The sequence below is a fragment of the Ruegeria sp. TASC047 genome (assembly GCF_059612445.1).
Window position 1 is genome coordinate 332845 of sequence record NZ_JBXWQP010000019.1, and the last position, 18103, is coordinate 350947.

The window sequence follows — 18103 nt, forward strand, 5'->3', positions numbered from 1 at the left end:
CGAGCTTAGCATGACGTTGCCCTTGACCAAAGCCCCCGGATGAGAGACACCGCCGGGATGATCCCCGAAGAACGTCTTGAACAGATCACCCAGCGTTTTCAGTACCTCGAAGCTGCCATGGCAGATGGCGCATCGGTTGGTGATATTGCGGCGCTGGCCAAAGAATATTCCGACCTCAAGCCTGTGGTCGATCAGATCATGGCCTGGCGACAGCTGGTGGGGGATCTGGCCGAAGCGCAGGCGATGCTGACTGACCCGGACATGAAAGAGCTTGCCGAGGAGGAAATCCCCGAGTTGCAGGCCCGCATCCCCAAGGCGGAAAACGCGCTCCAACTGGCACTGTTGCCAAAGGATGCGGCAGATGCCCGTCCGGCGATGCTGGAAATTCGCCCTGGCACCGGCGGGGACGAGGCCGCTTTGTTCGCAAGTGACCTGTTGCGCATGTATCAGCGTTACGCCGAGGCGCGTGGCTGGAAATTCGAGATTATCGAAGAACAGGCCTCGGATCTGGGCGGCATCAAGGAAGTAGTAGCCCATATCAAAGGCGACAACGTCTTTGCGCGACTGAAGTACGAATCCGGCGTCCATCGGGTGCAACGCGTGCCCGAAACCGAAAGCGGCGGGCGCATTCACACCTCGGCGGCGACTGTGGCGGTTCTGCCCGAGGCCGAGGATGTAGACATCCAGATCGACGCCAATGATATCCGAATCGATACGATGCGAAGCTCGGGCGCGGGCGGACAGCACGTGAACACGACTGACTCGGCTGTGCGGATCACGCATCTTCCGACGGGATTGGTGGTGACAAGTTCCGAGAAGTCCCAGCATCGCAACCGCGAGATCGCCATGCAGGTTCTGAAGACGCGCTTGTACGATCTGGAGCGGCAGCGGATTGACAGTGAACGCTCGGCAGATCGTGCCAGTCAGGTTGGCTCGGGGGATCGCTCGGAACGCATTCGTACTTATAACTTCCCGCAGGGGCGCATGACCGACCACCGGATCAACCTGACGCTATATAAGCTGGATCAGGTGATGCAGGGTGATCTGGACGAGGTGATTGATGCGTTGACGGCGAATGATCAGGCCCGGCTGTTGGCCGAGATGGCACAATGACGGCTCTGCAAACAGCGGCACAGGCCATGGTGGCAGCGACAGCGCGTCTGCGTGCGGCCGGAGTGGACGATCCGGCACGCGACGCGCGTCTGTTGCTGGCCCATGCTGCACGGATTGAAGCCAGCCGCGTGACACTGATTGCCCCGGAAGAATTACAGCCCGAAATCGCCGAGCGTTATGACCAGTTGATCTCCTTGCGGGCCATCCGGGTTCCGGTGTCGCATCTGTTGGGTGAACGGGAGTTCTACGGCCGCAGGTTTCGCGTCAGCCGGGATGTCCTTGATCCGCGTCCGGAAACAGAAACCCTGATCGAAGCTGCGTTGAGCGAACCATTTGATCATGTCCTCGACCTGGGGTTGGGCTCGGGGTGTATCCTGATAACCCTTCTGACCGAACGCAGCAGTGCCACGGGCGTGGGTGTTGATCTGAGCGAAGCCGCCTGCCTGCAAGCCAGTGCCAATGCGGTTCAGCATCAGGTAGAGACGCGGATTGAGATCCTTCGATCAAACTGGTTCGAAAACATTGAAGATAAATTCGACCTGATTGTTTCCAACCCTCCGTATATCTCAGTGTCTGAGATGGAAGAACTTTCGCCCGAAGTGCGTGAGCACGAGCCGCGCATGGCCCTGACGGATGAGGGGGACGGGTTGGGCGCGTATCGTCGGATCGCGGCGGCGACCCCGGATTTTCTGTTGCCGGGCGGGCGAATTCTTGTCGAAATCGGTCCGACGCAGGCGGCAGAAGTGTCAGCCTTGTTCGATGCCGCCGGGTTGGTGGACGTCCGGGTAATCCCCGATCTGGACGGTCGCCATCGTGTCGTCGGCGCAAGAATGCCGGGATGAGCGGCGGGTTTGCGGCAAAAAACGCCTACCTGTAGAAAAAAGCTGGTGAAAATCCGAGATTCCTCTTGTCTGCGCCGTCAGGACATGCTTACTCAAGATTAGTCGGCGAGGTTGACGCTGTTGCAGCGCACCCCTGACGCCAAGCCCAAAAAGTCGACTTCCCGTCACGGCAAACGCCTTAGAGCAGTGCAAAACACGGGTTGAGCGACAGCGCATTGATAAGGCTGACGTAAAGTAAGATGAGATCTTCCAAACCCCGTTCGCGGGCCAAGAATAACCGCAATCGTCCTTCTGGCGGCAACGTCGTAAACCGGGTTTTTGACAGCTCGGGTCCCGAAGGCAAGGTCCGTGGCACGCCGCAGCAGATTATTGACAAATACAACCAGTTGGCACGTGACGCTCAGCTGTCGAATGACCGCGTGGCGGCAGAAAACTTCCAGCAACACGCGGAACACTACCTACGGATGCTGAGCGAAGCGCAGCGCGAGATTGACGCGCGCCGTGAAGAGCAGGAGCGCCAGAACCGCGAACGCCAGGCCGAGCGCGACCGTGAACGTGCCGAACGTCAGGAACGCGAAGCGACCCGCCAGGCTGATCCGGCCGAAGCACCGCAGCCTGATGTGATGGACCTGTCTCAGCAAGTTTCAGAGCCCGATAGCGGTCTGGTGGAGACCCCGGAAAACAAAGAAACCCCGGCGGCTGAAACACCGGAAGAGGCGCCGCGCAAGGAAAAACCCGCGCGCAAGCCACGCGCTCGGAAGCCCAAAGCTGCACCCGAGGCAAAAGAGGATGCTCCTGCCGACACGGGGGACGCACCGGAGGCGGCAGAATAAAGCCGATGTCCAAAGAACCAAGCCCCGAGGTTTAACTCGGGGCTTTTTCGTTTGATCAGGTTTTCTTAACTTCGCGCGCCAAAGCGCAGAACGCTTCCAGCGGGACTTGCTCGGCTCGGTCCGTGGGCTTGATACCTGCGGCCAGAAGGCGGGCTTCGATATCCGGGGCAATGCCTTTGAGTGAGGCGCGCAGCATCTTGCGGCGTTGGTTGAAGGCGGCAGCCACGACGCGCGACAGGGTGGCGGCATCGGCGGGATAGCGTGGCTCGGGTAGGGCGGTCAGGTGGACCACGGCGCTTGAAACCTTGGGCGGCGGAGTGAAGGCCCCGGGGGGAAGCGACATGGCGATACGTGCCTCTGCCCGCCATTGGGCAAGGATGGCAAGGCGTCCATAGGCTTTGCTGCCGGGTTGGGCAACAATACGCTCGGCCACTTCGCGTTGGAACATCAGCGTCAGGCTCTGCCAGAATGGGGGCCATTCGGGCGGTGTCAGCCAACGCACCAGCAGCTCGGTGCCGACATTGTAGGGCAGGTTGGCGGCGACGCGGATTGGCGGTGTCAGATATTCAAGCGGGTTGATCTCCAGTGCGTCGCCATTGATTACCTCAAGCCGATCTGGATACGCGGTGGCGATGTCGTTCAGGGCGGCAATGCACCGTGTATCTTTTTCGACGGCCACGACCTTGCGCGCGCCTTCGGACAGCAGGCCTCGCGTCAACCCACCGGGACCGGGGCCGATTTCAAGCACATCGCATTCTGACAAATCGCCGGCCTGTCGGGCGATCTTGGCAGTCAGGTTCAAATCCAACAGAAAATTCTGCCCCAGCGATTTGCGCGCCGAAAGCTGGTGGGTTGCGATGACCTCGCGCAGAGGGGGAAGCGTGTCTATAGCGCTCATGATCCGAATACCTTGGCGCCAGTTAAAGGGGCTGTGCCCGAGATTTTTGTGCCTCCGGCGGGGATATTTTCAGCCAAGTGAAGGATCAAGAGCTTTTTACCATGCGTTGGGCAAGTTTCAGGGCTTCAATCAGGCTGGAGGGGTTGGCGATGCCTTTCCCCGCGATTTCCAGTGCTGTTCCGTGGTCGGGTGAGGTACGGATGAACGGCAGGCCAAGGGTGACATTCACGCCCCGGTCGAAATCCAGCGTCTTGATCGGGATCAGGGCCTGATCGTGATACATGGCGATGGCGGCGTCATAGCGGGCGCGGGCGGCTGCGTGAAACAGCGTATCCGCAGGGTGGGGGCCTGTAATTGTCGCGTTCTCGGGGTTCAGATCAGCCAGCATCGGAGCAATCCAGTCGAGCTCCTCTGTGCCCATCTTGCCGCCTTCACCTGCATGCGGGTTCAGGCCGGCAACTGCGATGCGGGGATGCGCGATACCGAACTGATCACGCAAACCGCGCACGGTGATTTCAATCGTCTCGCGCAGAAGATCAGGGGTAAGTGCTGCGGGAACCTGTGACAATGGAATGTGAATTGTCGCGGGAACGACGCGCAACTGCTCGCTGGCCAGCATCATGACAACCCGGCGGGTTCCGGAAAGGGCTGCCAGAAACTCGGTATGGCCAGGAAAGGTGAACCCTGCGCCGTCAATCAGGGCTTTCTTGTTGATCGGTGCGGTGCAAAGCGCTGCGGCCCCACCGGTCTGTACCAGTTCGGTGCCGGTTTCGATGGCATCAACCACCGATGGCGCGTTAGCCGGATTCGGCTGGCCGAATACGTTCGCGGCGGGAAAATCCATCTGAAGAACGGGCAGGGCCCGGCCACAGGCTTCAGCAACCTGACTTGGGTGTTCGATTTTCGCAACGGGTGTGCCTGCTGGCAGGTGGCTGGCGTCCCCGATATAGAAGAACGGGCAGGCATCGCGCAGTTCAGCCCACGCCTTGGCCGCGATTTCCGGGCCGATACCGGCCGGTTCGCCGCAGCTGAGCGCGACGGGCCGTATCATTCCTGAGTAATGACAGCGTCAGCCCGCAGCTGCTCCACCAGACTGGCCGCAAAGGCCTGAAGACGTTGCTGCGCCAGCGCGTTGGCGACATCGCCCCGAGAGGTGTCTTCGCCCAGATCCCGCGTGCGGTTGCACAGCATCAGGAACACAAGCGTCTGACCATTGTTGCGGGTCAGATTCGCCGACGCTTCGTTCCGGTCCAGCTTGGCCAGTTCCACGGCAATATCACCGGGCACCTCGGAAGGTGCGGCTTCGACCCGGTCCAGAACTTCGGCGGGCTGATCCTTGGCAATGCCATAGAGATCATCACAAGTGTCGATTTCTTCTTTCAACTTCGCGGCCCGCGAAAGGGTTTCGGCGCTGCGCCCGCCAGGCAGGTAATAGGCGGCATAATCCAACTTTGAAATACGCGGAGCGCCGGTTGCGACTTCGCGCAAGCCCCGCATCTGAAACAGGGCAACCGCGTTCGGCAGGGTGATCGGGTCGGTGATTTCACCGGTCTGAAGCCCCAGGATGACAGGTTGAAGCGCCGGGGGCAGGTTCGAGATGTTCAGCCACTCCAGACGTCCACCCTGACCCCGTGTTGCGGCTGCGGAATACTGAGCGGCGGCAGCAGAAAAAGCGTCCTGCCCTTCAAGGCGCGAGATTTCTTCGGCCAAAAGCTCGGTCTGGGCAACCGTTTGCGGGTTTACCGGGATGATGATTTCGGACAGCAGGACCTGCAATCCGCCACCGCCCGTCTGGCCCAGCGCGCGATCAATCTCATCCTCGGTCGGGCGCGCCTGCGACAGATAGCGCGAGCTGATATAGTCGCGCCATGCCAGTTGATCCGCGACATAGTCTCGGACCGTTTCAGGGTCAACGCCCGCGTCGCCGAGAAGTTTCAGGAATTGTTCGGACGACAATTGTCCGCGCGAGGCGAATTCGTCGATGCCCAACTGAACGGCCTCGGGCGTCGCTTGCACGCCGGCGTCGCGCATGACCTGCCTGCGCAGTTTTTCATCAATAAGGGCATCCCTGACGTCAGCTTCGTTGTCACCGGGCAAACCCAGAACATTCAGGAATTGCAGGCGCTGTTCAAGCTCGTACCAGGTGACAATGTCCTGATTGACGCGGATCGCGGGTGAGAACAGGCTTTGCGCGCTACCCTGAAGCGGCGCGATTGCAAAAACTGCGGCAACCAGTGCCGGTGTGACCGGTTTAAGCCAACCGGAACGGAGAAACCTGGAGAAACCTGATATCAACTGCATGTTCTCTTGTATGTCTTGCCACCGCCTTCAAGGGCGTACCCTGTCAAAGAAAGGGTAAAGCCGAATTCTGTCGAAGGCTCAATAGTGGATGTTGAAGTAAAGCGCCGACTTACGGACATGTTAACCCGAACGCATTCGTTCTGATAGGTCACACCCAGACCCAGCCGGATCGGCTCCGACTCAGCCAGATCGTAGCGCGCCAGAGCATTGGTCAGCCAGTTCTGATCGACCTGGTAGCGTCCGAAAAGCAGAATTTCCGAGATTTCTTCGGTGATGTTTTCCGCCGGGTCCGGTTCCTGCCAGATATAGCTGCCGGAAAGGCCGGCATTTTCGGATGCCCATGCGCCGCGCAGTTCGGCTTTGACAAAGCTGAAATCCCCGTCGATCAGACCGCGCCCGGCAAGTGACCAGCCATTGGCCGTGCTGATCTGTCCGGCCACCAGCAAATCCGACGATGTGCCCTGCAACCCCGATGTCAGCGTGAAGTTTGGATCGGCGTCGGCCCGAAACACTTGGCCCACAGTCGCCTGGGCCTGCCAGCCACCCGCGCCGTACCGGGCCCAATTCAGGCCAATAACGCCTGTGGCGCTGTTCTCGCGCTGATCTTCAGCAGGGAACCGCGAGAGGGACAGAAGGTTGCCCTGATCGAATTCCTGAAAAGTGCTTTCATCATTCGGAACATCGGTGTCCGATACATGTGTCCATCCGAACTGCGCAATCGGTTCGAGGAATTGAACAGCCCCCGATTCCTCGCGCCGGGTCATCGGATAACGGAGTGTCAAAGCCGCGCGCGGCGTAGATCGGGTCACGTTGTCGGGATAATTGCTGTCGTGGCGAATGTTGAAAGTGTCAACCGACGCCCCCAGCGTGGTATCGACCCGCAATCCCGATGAGAAAGTCCAGCTGCGTAGCCATTCGGCATCGAAGGTGGCCCGTGCCATGTCGCGACCAACAACATCTGTGTCGCTGGTACGTTCATGCGCATGACCGATGAATGCCAGCCGAACCTCGCCCCCTAGCGTGCTGGGAAAATAGCGTTTTTCATAGTTGAGGTCGAAGACGCGGGACGGGATTTCGTCCTGATTTTCGCTGTCCCGTAGTGTTTTGTAGTAGATCAGGCCGGTTTTGAACGCACTATCGCGCTTGATCCGCTCCAGTGCGATTTCGCTGCGCAAGCGGTCCAGATCCGGCAAGCCGTAATCGGCCAGATAGGCATCGTCGGATGTAGTTTCCAGATTGAAGGTCAGACGGAAATCGTTCTTCAAATTGAACCAGCCGGTGGCAAATAGGTAGCCGCGATCCTGATCGGGTTGCACATCATCCCGTGTATAAGCGCCTTCCACCTGGATGCGTCCGTTCACAAAGGCCTGACGATAGCGGTATCCCAGAGTTGTCGTCTTGGCTGAGACGTAAGGAGTAAGTGTCAGGTCCTTGTGATCGCCAAGTTTGAAGAAATATGGAACCTGAACGCCAGTGCCCAATTGCGAGGTGCTGCGGATCGAAGGAACCAGAAAGCCGGTTGCCCTCTCTAGCGTTGGGTCGGGCAAGCGCAGATAGGGAAAGTAGAATACCGGATAATCCAGGACCCGAAGCTGCGCGCCTTCAAAATATAGTTGCCGTTCCAGTTGATCATGCGTGACTTTGCGCGCCCTGATCTGCCACAGAGGCGGCCTGCCGTCGGTGCAGACATGACAGGATGTGGCTGAAACCTTGCTGAATTGCGTATAACGTCCTGCGGCCCGTTTCGCCTGAACCGAAGCGATCTGTACTTGCTGTTCAAACACCATGCGTGCACCGATCAGCAGTCCGTTCTGAATTCCGCTGTCCAGTTGCCCTGAATCCGCCAGCAGCGTAGTTTGACCACCCTGATCGATACGAATGGGGCCTTCCAGTATCAGCTCGCCAGTCTCGCGGTCATACGTGATACGATGGGCGGACAACTTGGTGTCGCCCTGAAAGGCTTCGACATTGCCTTCAGCCACAAGTTTGCGTTCAGGCGTGATGAATACCTTGTCGGCCACCAGTAAGGCAGGCTCTTGTTGCGCTTGTGTGCCCTGTGGTTGTAGCTGGCCTTGGGATGTCTGTGCTGCAGTTCCTGCCGGGACGGACAAAGCCAGTGCACTGGTAAGCAACACAGGAACGATATTCCGCATCAGCCGTCCTCCGCATGCAGTAGCAGACCAAGAGACAGCAGAATTGCGGCAAAGGGCGGTGCCCAGGCAGCGATATAGATGGGCAATTGTCCGTTTTCCCCGAGGATTTGCGCGAAATTGCGCACGAAATAGATGGCAAATCCAAGCAGGACGGCTGTCAGGACCGCGATCCCTGTACCGCCGAACCGAACGTGGCGCATGGTAAACGCGGCCCCGATCAGAACCATCGAGATCAGAAAGAAAGGCCGGGCCAGCTGTACTTGCAGCCAGACCTCATATTGTTTGGTCGAAAACCCCGCCTCGCGCAGGTCGCTGATCAACTGGGGCAGGTCGTATACCGAAACCGAATCCTGTTGCCCCAACGTGTCGATGATCCGTTGTCGGGTCAGTGAGGTCGGTAGCTCCAGACGCTCGTGCACAACTGAATTGGATTCGGGGTTTTGCGCATCCTGTAAGGCCCAGGTTTTTACCCGATACAGAACCCAGTTGCCGTCTTCCAACTCTGCCCGGTCCGCAACAATTTGCTGGGTAGGTTTGCCATCCCGCCCAAAGGTGATGACGGTAACACCGTCCAGCCGCAGCTTGTCTTGGTTCGACGTTGACCTGGCGTGGATAACGGCCTGTCCGTTCTCGGCGGATTGGCGCAGCCACAGGCCCTCGCTGCTGATCGAAAGGGCTGAACTGCCGTTGTTTCGGTATGAATCCGACAGGCGGCGGTACTCTTCGGATGTGGCCGCTGCGATGGGATTCAACAGTGCAACGGCCAGAGCGCCGATGATCAGCGACAACAGGACAGGCGCAACCAAAGCACGGATGCCCGAGCGGCCAGTTGCACGGGTCACCACAAGTTCGGAGGTACGTGCCAGCCCAACGAACAGCGCAATGGTGGACAGGATGACCAGCAGAGGCAGCATTTCGCTGATGGCGGCTGGTGTATTCAGCAGTGTGAGGTGCAGCAGCTGGGCAAAAGACAAGTCGAAATCGTCAAAGCGGCGAATCTGTTCGATCAGATCGATGAGAATCATCAAGGTCAGGAAAATACCTCCGATGACCATGAAGCTTTGCAGAAACCGGCGGGCAAAATAACGGTCCAGGATCATAGGCGCGACCCCGCTGCGCCTGTAGTGCGGGGCGTCGGGCCGATATCGCGCCTGCGCAATGCTGTGCGCGACGGCGTATGCCTGCCCTCTCGTACCACGTCTTTCTCCCCCGAGCCTGCCGGTCATTTTTTCGGGACCTTAATGCAATTGAAAGGCGGGGAAAACTGCTATCTGGTCAATGCGTGCCCCGCGGGCTAGGTCTTGGGGAACAGAATTCGAGGAGTGTACAATGAGCAGTCTGATACCGATCCGTTTTCAGGAATTTGACCTGGAGGCTATGGCGCAGGCCGGAGGGCGCGTCGCCATCATCATTCCGGACGACGGTAAGATGGGCCCGGCAGCCCGCAGAGCCAACCGTCTGACGAAGGGCGGGTTGGCGCGGCTTGTTGAAAGCGAGAGTTTCAGCAAATCCAAAACAGGGGACGTCATCTCGATGGCATGGCCCACAGGAATGGCGGCTGAGGCGCTGGATGTTCTGGTTCTGCCACGTCGCCCCGAGGCCGGCGAAGCCCGAAAGGCAGGTGCAGCCCTTGCCAAACTGGCGGGCGGAAAGGACATGCTGGTGATGGTTGGCAATCACGCGCGCGCCGAGGATCTGGCACTGGGGATTGTTCTGCGCAGCTATGAATTCGACGCGCATAAAACAAAGGAAAGCCAGAAGGCTGGTACAGTGACAATCAGCCACTCAAAGCCTGCTGAGGCCGAGGCAGAATTCGCACCTCTCTATGCAATTGCTGACGGGGTTCGGATGACGCGCGATCTGACCAATGAACCAGCAAATGTTTTGACCACCACCGAATTCGCGGACCGCCTGGTTGAGATGCAGGAGCTGGGTCTTGAGGTCGAAGTGCTGGACGAAGACAAGCTGGCCGAGCTGGGAATGCGCACGTTGCTAAGCGTCGGGCAGGGCTCGGACAGCCCTTCGAAAGTGGTGGTGATGCAATGGAATGGCGGGGCTAAGGACGACGCGCCTCTGGCTTTGGTCGGAAAAGGCGTGGTGTTCGACACGGGTGGTATCTCGCTCAAACCAGCTGTCGGCATGGAAGAGATGACCATGGACATGGGCGGCGCCGGAGTTGTTGCGGGCACCATGCGCGCGCTGGCCAAGCGCAAGGCAAAAGCCAATCTCGTGGGGCTGGTTGGTCTGGTCGAGAATATGCCATCAGGTAACGCCACCCGTCCGGGTGATGTGGTCAGGTCAATGAAGGGCGACACGGTCGAGATCATCAACACCGACGCCGAAGGCCGCCTGGTTCTGTGTGACGTGATGTGGTACGCGCAGGAACGGTTCAAGCCGGTCGGAATGATCGACTTGGCAACTTTGACTGGTGCGATCATCATCGGTTTGGGCCATGAAAACGCTGGTGTTTTTTCGAACAATGACACGTTCTGTGATGCCTTCCTGAAATCAGCCAAAGCCGAGGATGAAGGCGCTTGGCGGATGCCATTGGGCGACGCCTATGACAAGTTGTTGAAATCGCGCATTGCCGACATGAAGAACGTGGGCGGTCGCCCCGCCGGTTCCATCACCGCCGCGCAATTCCTGCAGCGGTTCGTGAAAGAGGAAACGCCGTGGATTCATCTGGATATCGCGGGCGTCGCCTCGGTGGCTGAAGAGACCTCTTATGCGCCCAAAGGCGCCACCGGCTGGGGCGTGCGCGCGTTGAGCCGGTTTGTGCAGGACAATTTCGAGTAAGCATATGGGCGCTGTCTATTTCTACCACCTGACCCGCCAGCCGTTGGAGCACACCTTGCCCGCGCTGCTGGACAAGGCGCGGCAAGCCGGGTGGCGGATAGCCGTGCGGGGTACTGACCCTGCACGGATGGACTGGCTGGATGAAAAACTGTGGCTGGGCCCCGAGGACGGATTCTTGCCGCATGGTCGCGCTGGTGGCCCGCACGACGCGGACCAGCCGATCCTGCTGACCACCAGCGCCGTGGCGGGAAATGGTGCGACCTGTATCATGGCTGTGGATGGCGCGCCGGTCGAAGCGGAAGAAGTCGCCGCGCTGGAACGGGTTTGTATCCTGTTCGATGGCAATGACGGCATGGCGGTACAACACGCGCGCGGGCAGTGGAAAGCGCTGACGGATGCCGGATGCTCCGCACAATACTGGTCGGAGGAGTCCGGGCGGTGGGAAAAAAAGGCTGAAGCCTGACCGGCCCGCAATTTTCAGGAGATACGACAATGCAGAAAAAGCCTTTGGGCCGTACCGGAATTATGGTGAGCGATCTGTGCCTTGGTACGATGACATTTGGCTCCCAAACGTCTGAAACGGATGCGCACCGGCAGATGGATATGGCGTTGGACGCGGGGATCAACTTTGTCGACGCGGCGGAAATGTATCCGGTGAACCCTGTCGCGAAAGAAACGATCGGGCGCACCGAAGAGATTTTGGGAAACTGGAATGCCGCCAATCCTACCCGCCGGGGTGATTATGTTCTGGCGACCAAGCATTCCGGCGCGGGGCTGTCCTTTGTCCGCGATGGTGCGCCGATCACCGCCCGCACCATACCCGAAGCGATTGAGGGGTCTTTGCGACGTTTGCAGACCGGGTATATCGACCTCTATCAGTTTCACTGGCCCAATCGGGGCAGCTATATGTTTCGGCAGAACTGGGATTATGCGCCGTCTGGCGAAAACACAGATGAAGTGCTGAGCAACATGCAAGAGTGCCTTGAGGCATTGCAGGCTCAGGTAGACAAGGGCAATATCCGTGCCTTTGGCCTGTCGAATGAAAGCGCTTGGGGAACCGCGCAATGGCTGCGGCTGGCCGACCAGATGGGGGCGCCGCGCGTGGCATCGGTGCAGAACGAGTATTCATTGCTGTGCCGCCATTTTGACACCGACCTGGGTGAGTTGAGTGTGCATGAAGATGTTGGGCTGATGGCGTTTTCCCCGTTGGCGGCAGGCTTTCTGACCGGAAAGTACCAAAATGACTGCGTTCCCGACGGATCGCGTATGTCCTTTGTGCCTGAGATGGGAGGCCGGAAATCCGGTCGTGTTTTCGAGGCGGTTGCAGCTTATCTGGACATCGCCGCACGGCATGGTCTGGATCCGGTGCATATGGCGTTGGCGTGGTGCCGGACGCGCCCGTTCATGATGTCGGCAATCTTCGGGGCCACGACCGTTGCACAGCTGGATCATATTCTGGCGGGCGTGGATCTTGAATTATCCAAGGATGTGTTGGCCGAGATCAGCAGGGCACATCGGGCGCACCCGATGCCGTTTTAGGGGCTCTGCCCCCGTCGCCTTTGGCGACGCCCCCGGGATATTTTTGGCCAGATGAAGAAGGATCCGGTCAGTGATGGGTGGGATGCGCGCGTTCGTGTCTCAGGTCGCGGGCCGATTGACCGTGGGCGGTGCGGAAAGCGCGGGCAAAGCTGGATTGCGAGGCAAAGCCGGTGGCGAGCGCCACATCCATCAGTGGCATGTCGGTGTCGGTGACCAGACGGCGGGCCTCGGCCAGGCGCAGTTGCAGATAGTGGTCCTGCGGCGTCGTGTTCAGGCGCAGTCGGAACTGTTGTTGCAGCGTCCGTGGGCTGGTGCCCAGGCGGTCTGCGATAAAGGCCAGCGGCAGGGGATCATCAAGTGACGCTTGCATCATCGAGTTGGCCTTGGCGGTCAGTGCTGTGTGGCGATGGGGTGCGCCTGTGCGGCTTTGCGGTTTTCCAGGGTCCGGAGCACCATCGTAAAGGAACAGGCCCGCAACGCGCGCGGCGAAACTTGCGCCATGACGGGCGGCGATGATGTGCAGCATCATCTCGACAGCCGGAATTGCGCCACCCGAAGTCAGTCGATTGCCCGAAACGGTGAAGCGGTCGGTGCGCACATCAACTTCGGGAAACCGCGTGGCGAAATTTTCTAGGTCTTCCCAGTGGGTTGTTGCCAGATGGCCATCCAGTAGCCCGGCCTCGGCCAGGAGCCAGGGGCCGCCATCAATGCCTGCCATCGTTGCGCCTGTGCCCGCGATGCGCCGCAGACCAGCCAGCAGGCTTGGGGTGGCGTGGCGGGCCAGTTGGAACCCGGCGACCACGATCATCAGGTCGCAGGATTGCAACCGGGCCAGTGGAATACCGGGCACTTGCAACGCACTGGTCAGAATCGCGGGTTCTGGCGTTGCGGTTACATAGTCCCAATCAAAGGCCGGGCGGTCCGCCAGACGGTTCGCGGCCCGCATCGGGTCCACCGCAGAGGCAAAGCTGAGCGTGTTGCATTCGTCCAGCACAAGCACCGCGGTTTTCAGGGCGCGGTGTTCCGGCTGCAGTATGTTTTTTGCGGATTTCATCAAGTTTGATTCGCATATTGCCAAGTGGTTTTCCCAAAGCTGCGCCAGAGTCGGGTCAGAACGCAAATCGGAATCCGGGGAAAAGCCTGGGGAAAACCCAAGGCAAAACCGGGTATAACTTGGGGAAAACACCATGCCTCTGGAAATGAACCGCGAAGTCTTTATTACCTGTGCCGTAACCGGCTCGGGCGGGACGCAGGACCGCAGCCCGCATGTGCCGCGGTCGCCGCAGCAGATCGCCGACAGCGCAATCGCTGCCGCCAAGGCCGGGGCGGCAGTGGTACACTGCCACGTGCGCGACCCCGAGACCGGTGTGCCAAGCCGCCGGTTGGATCTGTATCGCGAGGTGACAGACCGCATCCGCGACGCTGATGTGGACGTCGTATTGAATCTGACGGCCGGCATGGGCGGCGACATCGTGTTCGGCGGTGTTGAAAACCCGTTTCCCGTGGCCGCGGGCACGGACATGGTCGGAGCATCCGAACGTGTGGCGCATATTGCCGAATGTTTGCCCGAGATATGCACCTTGGACTGCGGCACAATGAACTTTGCCGAGGCCGATTATGTTATGACGAATACGCCCGGTGCGCTGCGCTCCATGGGCAAAATGATGACCGACCTGGGTGTCAAACCCGAGATCGAAGCCTTTGACACTGGCCACCTGTGGTTTGCAAAGCAACTGGTGAAGGAAGGGATTCTGGCACCCAACGCTTTGGTCCAGCTGTGCATGGGGGTACCGTGGGGCGCGCCGGATGATCTGAATACCTTTATGGCGATGGTGAACAACGTGCCGGATGACTGGACCTTCAGCGCGTTTTCACTGGGACGGAACGAGATGCCGTTTGTCGCGGCTTCGGTTTTGGCGGGCGGCAATGTGCGCGTTGGGCTTGAGGACAACCTCTGGCTGGATAAGGGCGTAATGGCCGAGAACTGGCAACTGGTGGAACGTGCGGGATCCATCATCGAGAATATGGGCGCGCGCGTGATCGGCCCTGACGAAGTCCGTGCGAGCCTGGGGCTGACCAAGCAGGCACCTGTTGCAAAATAATGGACACGCGGGTTTTGGGGGCCAGCCCCCAAGCCCCCGGAGTATTTCTAAAAAGATGAAACATGCGCAGCCAGTAGGTGGGAAATCATGAAAACGGCAGCAATTATTGGGGGCGGAGTTATCGGTGGTGGATGGGCCGCGCGGTTCCTGCTCAATGGCTGGGATGTGCGGGTGTTTGACCCTGACCCCGAGGCGGAACGCAAGATTGGCGAGGTGCTGGACAACGCAAGACGGTCCTTGCCGGGGCTGAGTGACGTTCCGTTGCCAGCCGAGGGTGTGCTGAGCTTTCACAGCGACATGGCCGAAGCGGTTAAGGGTGCGCGTTGGATACAGGAGAGTGTGCCGGAACGTCTGGATTTGAAACTGAAGGTTTACAAAGGCTTGCAGGAGGCTTGCGATCCGGGCGCGATCATCGGATCCTCGACCAGCGGGTTCAAGCCGTCCGAACTTCAGGACGGAGCGCTGCGCCCCGAGCAGATCGTGGTGACGCACCCCTTCAACCCGGTTTACCTGTTGCCTTTGATCGAGCTTGTACCAACGGACAAGAACCCGCCCGAGATGATCGAACAGGCGCAGAACCTGTTGAAAACGCTAGGTTTTTTCCCGTTGCACGTCAAGAAAGAGATCGATGCGCATATTGCCGACCGGTTCCTGGAGGCTGTCTGGCGCGAGGCGCTTTGGCTGGTCAAGGATGGCATTGCGACGACCGAAGAGATTGACGAGGCCATCCGTATGGGTTTCGGCATCCGCTGGGCGCAGATGGGTCTGTTCGAAACCTACCGCGTGGCCGGTGGCGAGGCGGGGATGCGGCATTTCATGGCGCAGTTCGGGCCTGCCTTGAAATGGCCGTGGACCAAGCTGATGGATGTTCCCGAGTTCACTGACGAACTGGTCGATTTGATCGCCAATCAATCTGACGCACAATCCGGGATGCATTCGATCCGAGAGCTGGAGCGTATTCGCGACAACAACCTCGTTGGCATGATGCGGGCCCTCAAGGCGCAGAATTACGGTGCGGGTGCGGTGCTGAACCAACATGACGCACGGTTGAAACCCGGTGCGCTGCCGACGCTGGATCAAGCGGATCTTAGCCAGCCCATCCTGACCCTGTCGCGGGCTGTTCCACTGGACTGGACGGATTACAACGGCCACATGAACGAAGCGAGATATCTGGAGGCCTTTGCCGCCGCCACCGATCGGTTCATGGAAATCATCGGATGCGATGCGGATTACATTGCCTCAGGCGGCAGCTATTTCACAGCGGAGAACCACATTCGCTATTTGGATGAAGCTCATGCCGGTGCAAAAATCGACGTGCGCACGCAGATGCTGTTGGGGCAGGGCAAGAAGCTGCATGTGTTCCACAGCATGTATGAGGACGACAAGCTGCTGGCCACGGGTGAAAGTTTTCTGCTGCATGTCAGCCTGGAAACCCGCCGCCCCAGCGCGCCATCTGCTGAAATCGAAGCGGCTATGGCGCGGGTTGCAGAGGCTCAGGCCGGATTGCCTTATCCCGAGGGCGCAGGCGCAGCGATCAGGAAGTCTTCATGACGCGCCGGGTTCTGGTGACGGCTGGCGCGTCAGGCGTCGGCCGGGCCATGGCCGAGGCGTTTGACGCGGTTGGCTATGACGTCCGGGTTACTGATATCGATCAGGCGGCGTTGGATACTTTACCCGATCATTGGATCGGGCATCAAGCCAATGCTGCGGACGAGGCTGACATGCGCGCGGTATTTGACGCCGTCCGTTCGACAGGCGGGTTGGATGTGCTCTGCGCCAATGCCGGTATTGCCGGCCCGACAAATGCCATTGAGAATATTGAACTGGACGCGTGGCGTGCTTGTGTCGCGGTCAATCTGGACGGTGCATTTCTGGCGGCAAAATATGCAGCGCCGCTGATGAAAACGGCGCGGGCGGGCAGTATCATTCTGACCTCGTCGACAGCCGGGCAGTATGGCTACCCGTTCCGGGCGCCCTATGCGTCGGCAAAATGGGCGGTCATCGGGTTGATGAAGACGCTGGCGATGGAGTTGGGGCCCTATGGCATCCGTGCCAATGCCATTTGTCCGGGCGCAGTTGAAGGCCCTCGGATGGAAGGCGTTCTGACCCGCGAGGCTGCAGCCAAGGGCATGACCCGTGACGAGGTCTATCGGGGCTATGCCTCGGGCACCTCAATGGGGCGCTTCGTCGAAGCGCAGGATGTCGCCAATATGGCAGTCTTCCTTGCCTCAGATGCGGCACGTCTGGTTTCAGGACAGGTGATTGCGGTGGATGGCCACACGGTCAACCCGGACCCGAAATTGTAACTCAGCCCTGGTTTGGACCACGGATCTGGCGGATGGTCTGACGGACCGCCTGCCAGTCCTGTGCTTCTTGCCGATTTCCGGCAGCTTCGCATTCGCGCATTTTTTGCGCGGCTTCGGCCTCGGCTTGATCTCCATGTGCCGCAAAAAGTGCACGTGCGTATTGAGCGGTTTGAATTGCGTCCATTCCTGTGCTCCTCCGTCTGTGTTCGGAATGCCTTATGGTTCGCGCCAAAGTAGAATAGCACAGGTTGGATGGTGCTGCATCACCAGTCGCGGGAAACCGCCGTTCTGAGGCGACGCAGATGGTTTGGAAAGTCCCGGGCGGCCACGTCGGCCTCGCGTACCAGTGTGTCGAAATGGCGTGAGAATGTCTCGATCCGATCCCGGTCGCGGAAGGCCATATAGTGACTTCCTGCGTAAAATACACAAAGCAGCGGGCCGAAAATCGTCACGGGTGCGGAATAAAGCCGTTTTGCGTCAAACAGATAGATACGCATCCGCGGATAGAGCTGTTCGCACAGCGCCAACAGGTGATCGATCTGTTCCAGCCGAACCTCGGGGCTGAGACCCTGATAATACCCAGTGGCGCTTGCAAAGCTTTCGATTTCGAATAGCGGCATGGCGATCTCATAGTCTGACTGGGCGCTGCGCATCCATGCCAGACGATCCGCCGACGCGCCGATGGCTTGGTCAGCGGTCCGGCCCAGATGCGGGGCGTATTCCCATTCCAGTATCGAACGCGTCTTGAGCATGTCGGGCAGGGTGGCCGGGACATAGCGGATTTTGTACCCGGCGGCCTCCTGATGCCACTCGAAGATACGTTCATCGACAAGGGCGCGTGGGGCCTCGGTAAAGGTCAGCGAGCTAGCCAGAAGCTCAGCCGCGCTTTCCGGCCTGTCAGATAGGCTCAGCAACCAGTCGGCCGAAACGCCAAGCGCCGCTGCACATCCGCCAACAACATGTGCGTTGGGCAACCGCGCGCCATGATCTGTCAGCAATTGGGAAACGGTCGAGCGGTCAACGCCAATATTGCGCGCAAGGGCACTTTGGCTGACATGACGCTCTTCCATCGCGCGGGCGAGGCGGAGACGAAATTGCGCGGCACGGTCGCGCTTGTCGATATTTTCCTGCATGCCGAGATCTTTATCACATTTGATGAGTTTTGTTAATCATATTCAGAATTTTCAATGCCGGGGTCCGGATGTAACGCTTTGAGTAAG

Annotated in this window: 17 protein-coding genes; 9 read left to right on the forward strand and 8 right to left on the reverse strand. The window is 59.2% G+C overall.

The genetic code is table 11. The features are described from left to right. Positions 1-57: 57 nt before the first annotated feature. The 3 genes from prfA to AC2FLO_RS04205 all read left to right on the forward strand — a co-directional run bounded on the left by prfA (position 58) and on the right by AC2FLO_RS04205 (position 2788). Positions 58-1113, forward strand: coding sequence for a peptide chain release factor 1 (prfA, locus tag AC2FLO_RS04195; RefSeq protein ID WP_496751967.1), 1056 nt, complete (start codon positions 58-60; stop codon positions 1111-1113). Continuing rightward, positions 1110-1955, forward strand: a complete 846-nt coding sequence (gene prmC, locus AC2FLO_RS04200) for a peptide chain release factor N(5)-glutamine methyltransferase (protein WP_496751477.1) — start codon at positions 1110-1112, stop codon at positions 1953-1955. Before prfA ends, prmC begins: the two co-directional genes overlap by 4 nt. A gap of 239 nt (positions 1956-2194) precedes the next feature. Continuing rightward, positions 2195-2788 (forward strand): DUF4167 domain-containing protein, encoded by a 594-nt coding sequence (locus AC2FLO_RS04205; RefSeq protein ID WP_267364566.1) that lies wholly within the window; start codon positions 2195-2197, stop codon positions 2786-2788. A gap of 55 nt (positions 2789-2843) precedes the next feature. Here AC2FLO_RS04205 and rsmA read toward each other — a convergent pair whose 3' ends face one another. The 5 genes from rsmA to lptG form a co-directional block, all read right to left on the reverse strand. Further along, positions 2844-3686, reverse strand: coding sequence for a 16S rRNA (adenine(1518)-N(6)/adenine(1519)-N(6))-dimethyltransferase RsmA (rsmA, locus tag AC2FLO_RS04210; protein ID WP_496751480.1), 843 nt, complete (start codon positions 3684-3686; stop codon positions 2844-2846). Between the two features lie 85 nt (positions 3687-3771). Further along, entirely contained in the window at positions 3772-4737 is a 966-nt protein-coding gene (gene pdxA, locus AC2FLO_RS04215) for a 4-hydroxythreonine-4-phosphate dehydrogenase PdxA (protein WP_496751481.1), read from the reverse strand. Then, positions 4734-5987 (reverse strand): peptidylprolyl isomerase, encoded by a 1254-nt coding sequence (locus tag AC2FLO_RS04220; protein WP_480584655.1) that lies wholly within the window; start codon positions 5985-5987, stop codon positions 4734-4736. Before AC2FLO_RS04220 ends, pdxA begins: the two co-directional genes overlap by 4 nt. Beyond that, positions 5978-8140, reverse strand: coding sequence for an LPS-assembly protein LptD (locus AC2FLO_RS04225; protein ID WP_496751483.1), 2163 nt, complete (start codon positions 8138-8140; stop codon positions 5978-5980). Before AC2FLO_RS04225 ends, AC2FLO_RS04220 begins: the two co-directional genes overlap by 10 nt. Continuing rightward, positions 8140-9240, reverse strand: a complete 1101-nt coding sequence (gene lptG / locus AC2FLO_RS04230; RefSeq protein WP_480584649.1) for an LPS export ABC transporter permease LptG — start codon at positions 9238-9240, stop codon at positions 8140-8142. Before lptG ends, AC2FLO_RS04225 begins: the two co-directional genes overlap by 1 nt. Before the next feature lie 229 nt (positions 9241-9469). On the opposite strand from lptG, the gene AC2FLO_RS04235 reads away from it, so the two are divergent. From AC2FLO_RS04235 to AC2FLO_RS04245, 3 genes are read left to right on the forward strand one after another with little or no spacing between them, the layout of a single operon-like run. After that, positions 9470-10936 (forward strand): leucyl aminopeptidase, encoded by a 1467-nt coding sequence (locus tag AC2FLO_RS04235; protein ID WP_496751485.1) that lies wholly within the window; start codon positions 9470-9472, stop codon positions 10934-10936. 4 nt (positions 10937-10940) lie between these two features. Next, complete coding sequence (locus AC2FLO_RS04240) at positions 10941-11399, forward strand: DNA polymerase III subunit chi (protein WP_480584645.1); 459 nt, start codon at positions 10941-10943, stop codon at positions 11397-11399. Positions 11400-11428: 29 nt separating this feature from the next. After that, positions 11429-12475, forward strand: a complete 1047-nt coding sequence (locus AC2FLO_RS04245) for an aldo/keto reductase (RefSeq protein WP_480584642.1) — start codon at positions 11429-11431, stop codon at positions 12473-12475. Between the two features lie 67 nt (positions 12476-12542). On the opposite strand, the gene AC2FLO_RS04250 is transcribed toward AC2FLO_RS04245, so the two are convergent. Continuing rightward, positions 12543-13529 carry a GlxA family transcriptional regulator gene (locus AC2FLO_RS04250; protein ID WP_480584639.1) on the reverse strand — a complete coding sequence of 329 codons (987 nt, stop codon included), beginning with the start codon at positions 13527-13529 and terminating at the stop codon, positions 12543-12545. A 133-nt stretch (positions 13530-13662) separates the two neighbouring features. On the opposite strand from AC2FLO_RS04250, the gene bcoG reads away from it, so the two are divergent. The 3 genes from bcoG (at position 13663) to AC2FLO_RS04265 (ending at position 16883) form a co-directional block, all read left to right on the forward strand. Beyond that, positions 13663-14577: a 3-dehydrocarnitine:acetyl-CoA trimethylamine transferase BcoG gene (gene bcoG, locus AC2FLO_RS04255; protein WP_480584636.1), complete on the forward strand. Its 915-nt coding sequence runs from the start codon at positions 13663-13665 to the stop codon at positions 14575-14577. Positions 14578-14661: 84 nt separating this feature from the next. Then, positions 14662-16128 carry a carnitine 3-dehydrogenase gene (locus AC2FLO_RS04260; RefSeq protein WP_496751969.1) on the forward strand — a complete coding sequence of 489 codons (1467 nt, stop codon included), beginning with the start codon at positions 14662-14664 and terminating at the stop codon, positions 16126-16128. Beyond that, complete coding sequence (locus AC2FLO_RS04265) at positions 16125-16883, forward strand: SDR family oxidoreductase (protein WP_496751488.1); 759 nt, start codon at positions 16125-16127, stop codon at positions 16881-16883. The genes AC2FLO_RS04260 and AC2FLO_RS04265 overlap by 4 nt, the downstream gene beginning before the upstream one ends. A gap of 1 nt (position 16884) precedes the next feature. Here AC2FLO_RS04265 and AC2FLO_RS04270 read toward each other — a convergent pair whose 3' ends face one another. Both AC2FLO_RS04270 and AC2FLO_RS04275 read right to left on the reverse strand, forming a co-directional pair. Then, positions 16885-17067, reverse strand: coding sequence for a hypothetical protein (locus AC2FLO_RS04270; protein ID WP_480584630.1), 183 nt, complete (start codon positions 17065-17067; stop codon positions 16885-16887). 79 nt (positions 17068-17146) lie between these two features. Beyond that, the gene (locus AC2FLO_RS04275; protein WP_267366129.1) at positions 17147-18016 is read right to left on the reverse strand and encodes a helix-turn-helix domain-containing protein; all 870 of its coding nucleotides are present in this window, start codon (positions 18014-18016) and stop codon (positions 17147-17149) included. Between the last annotated feature and the right edge of the window lie 87 nt (positions 18017-18103).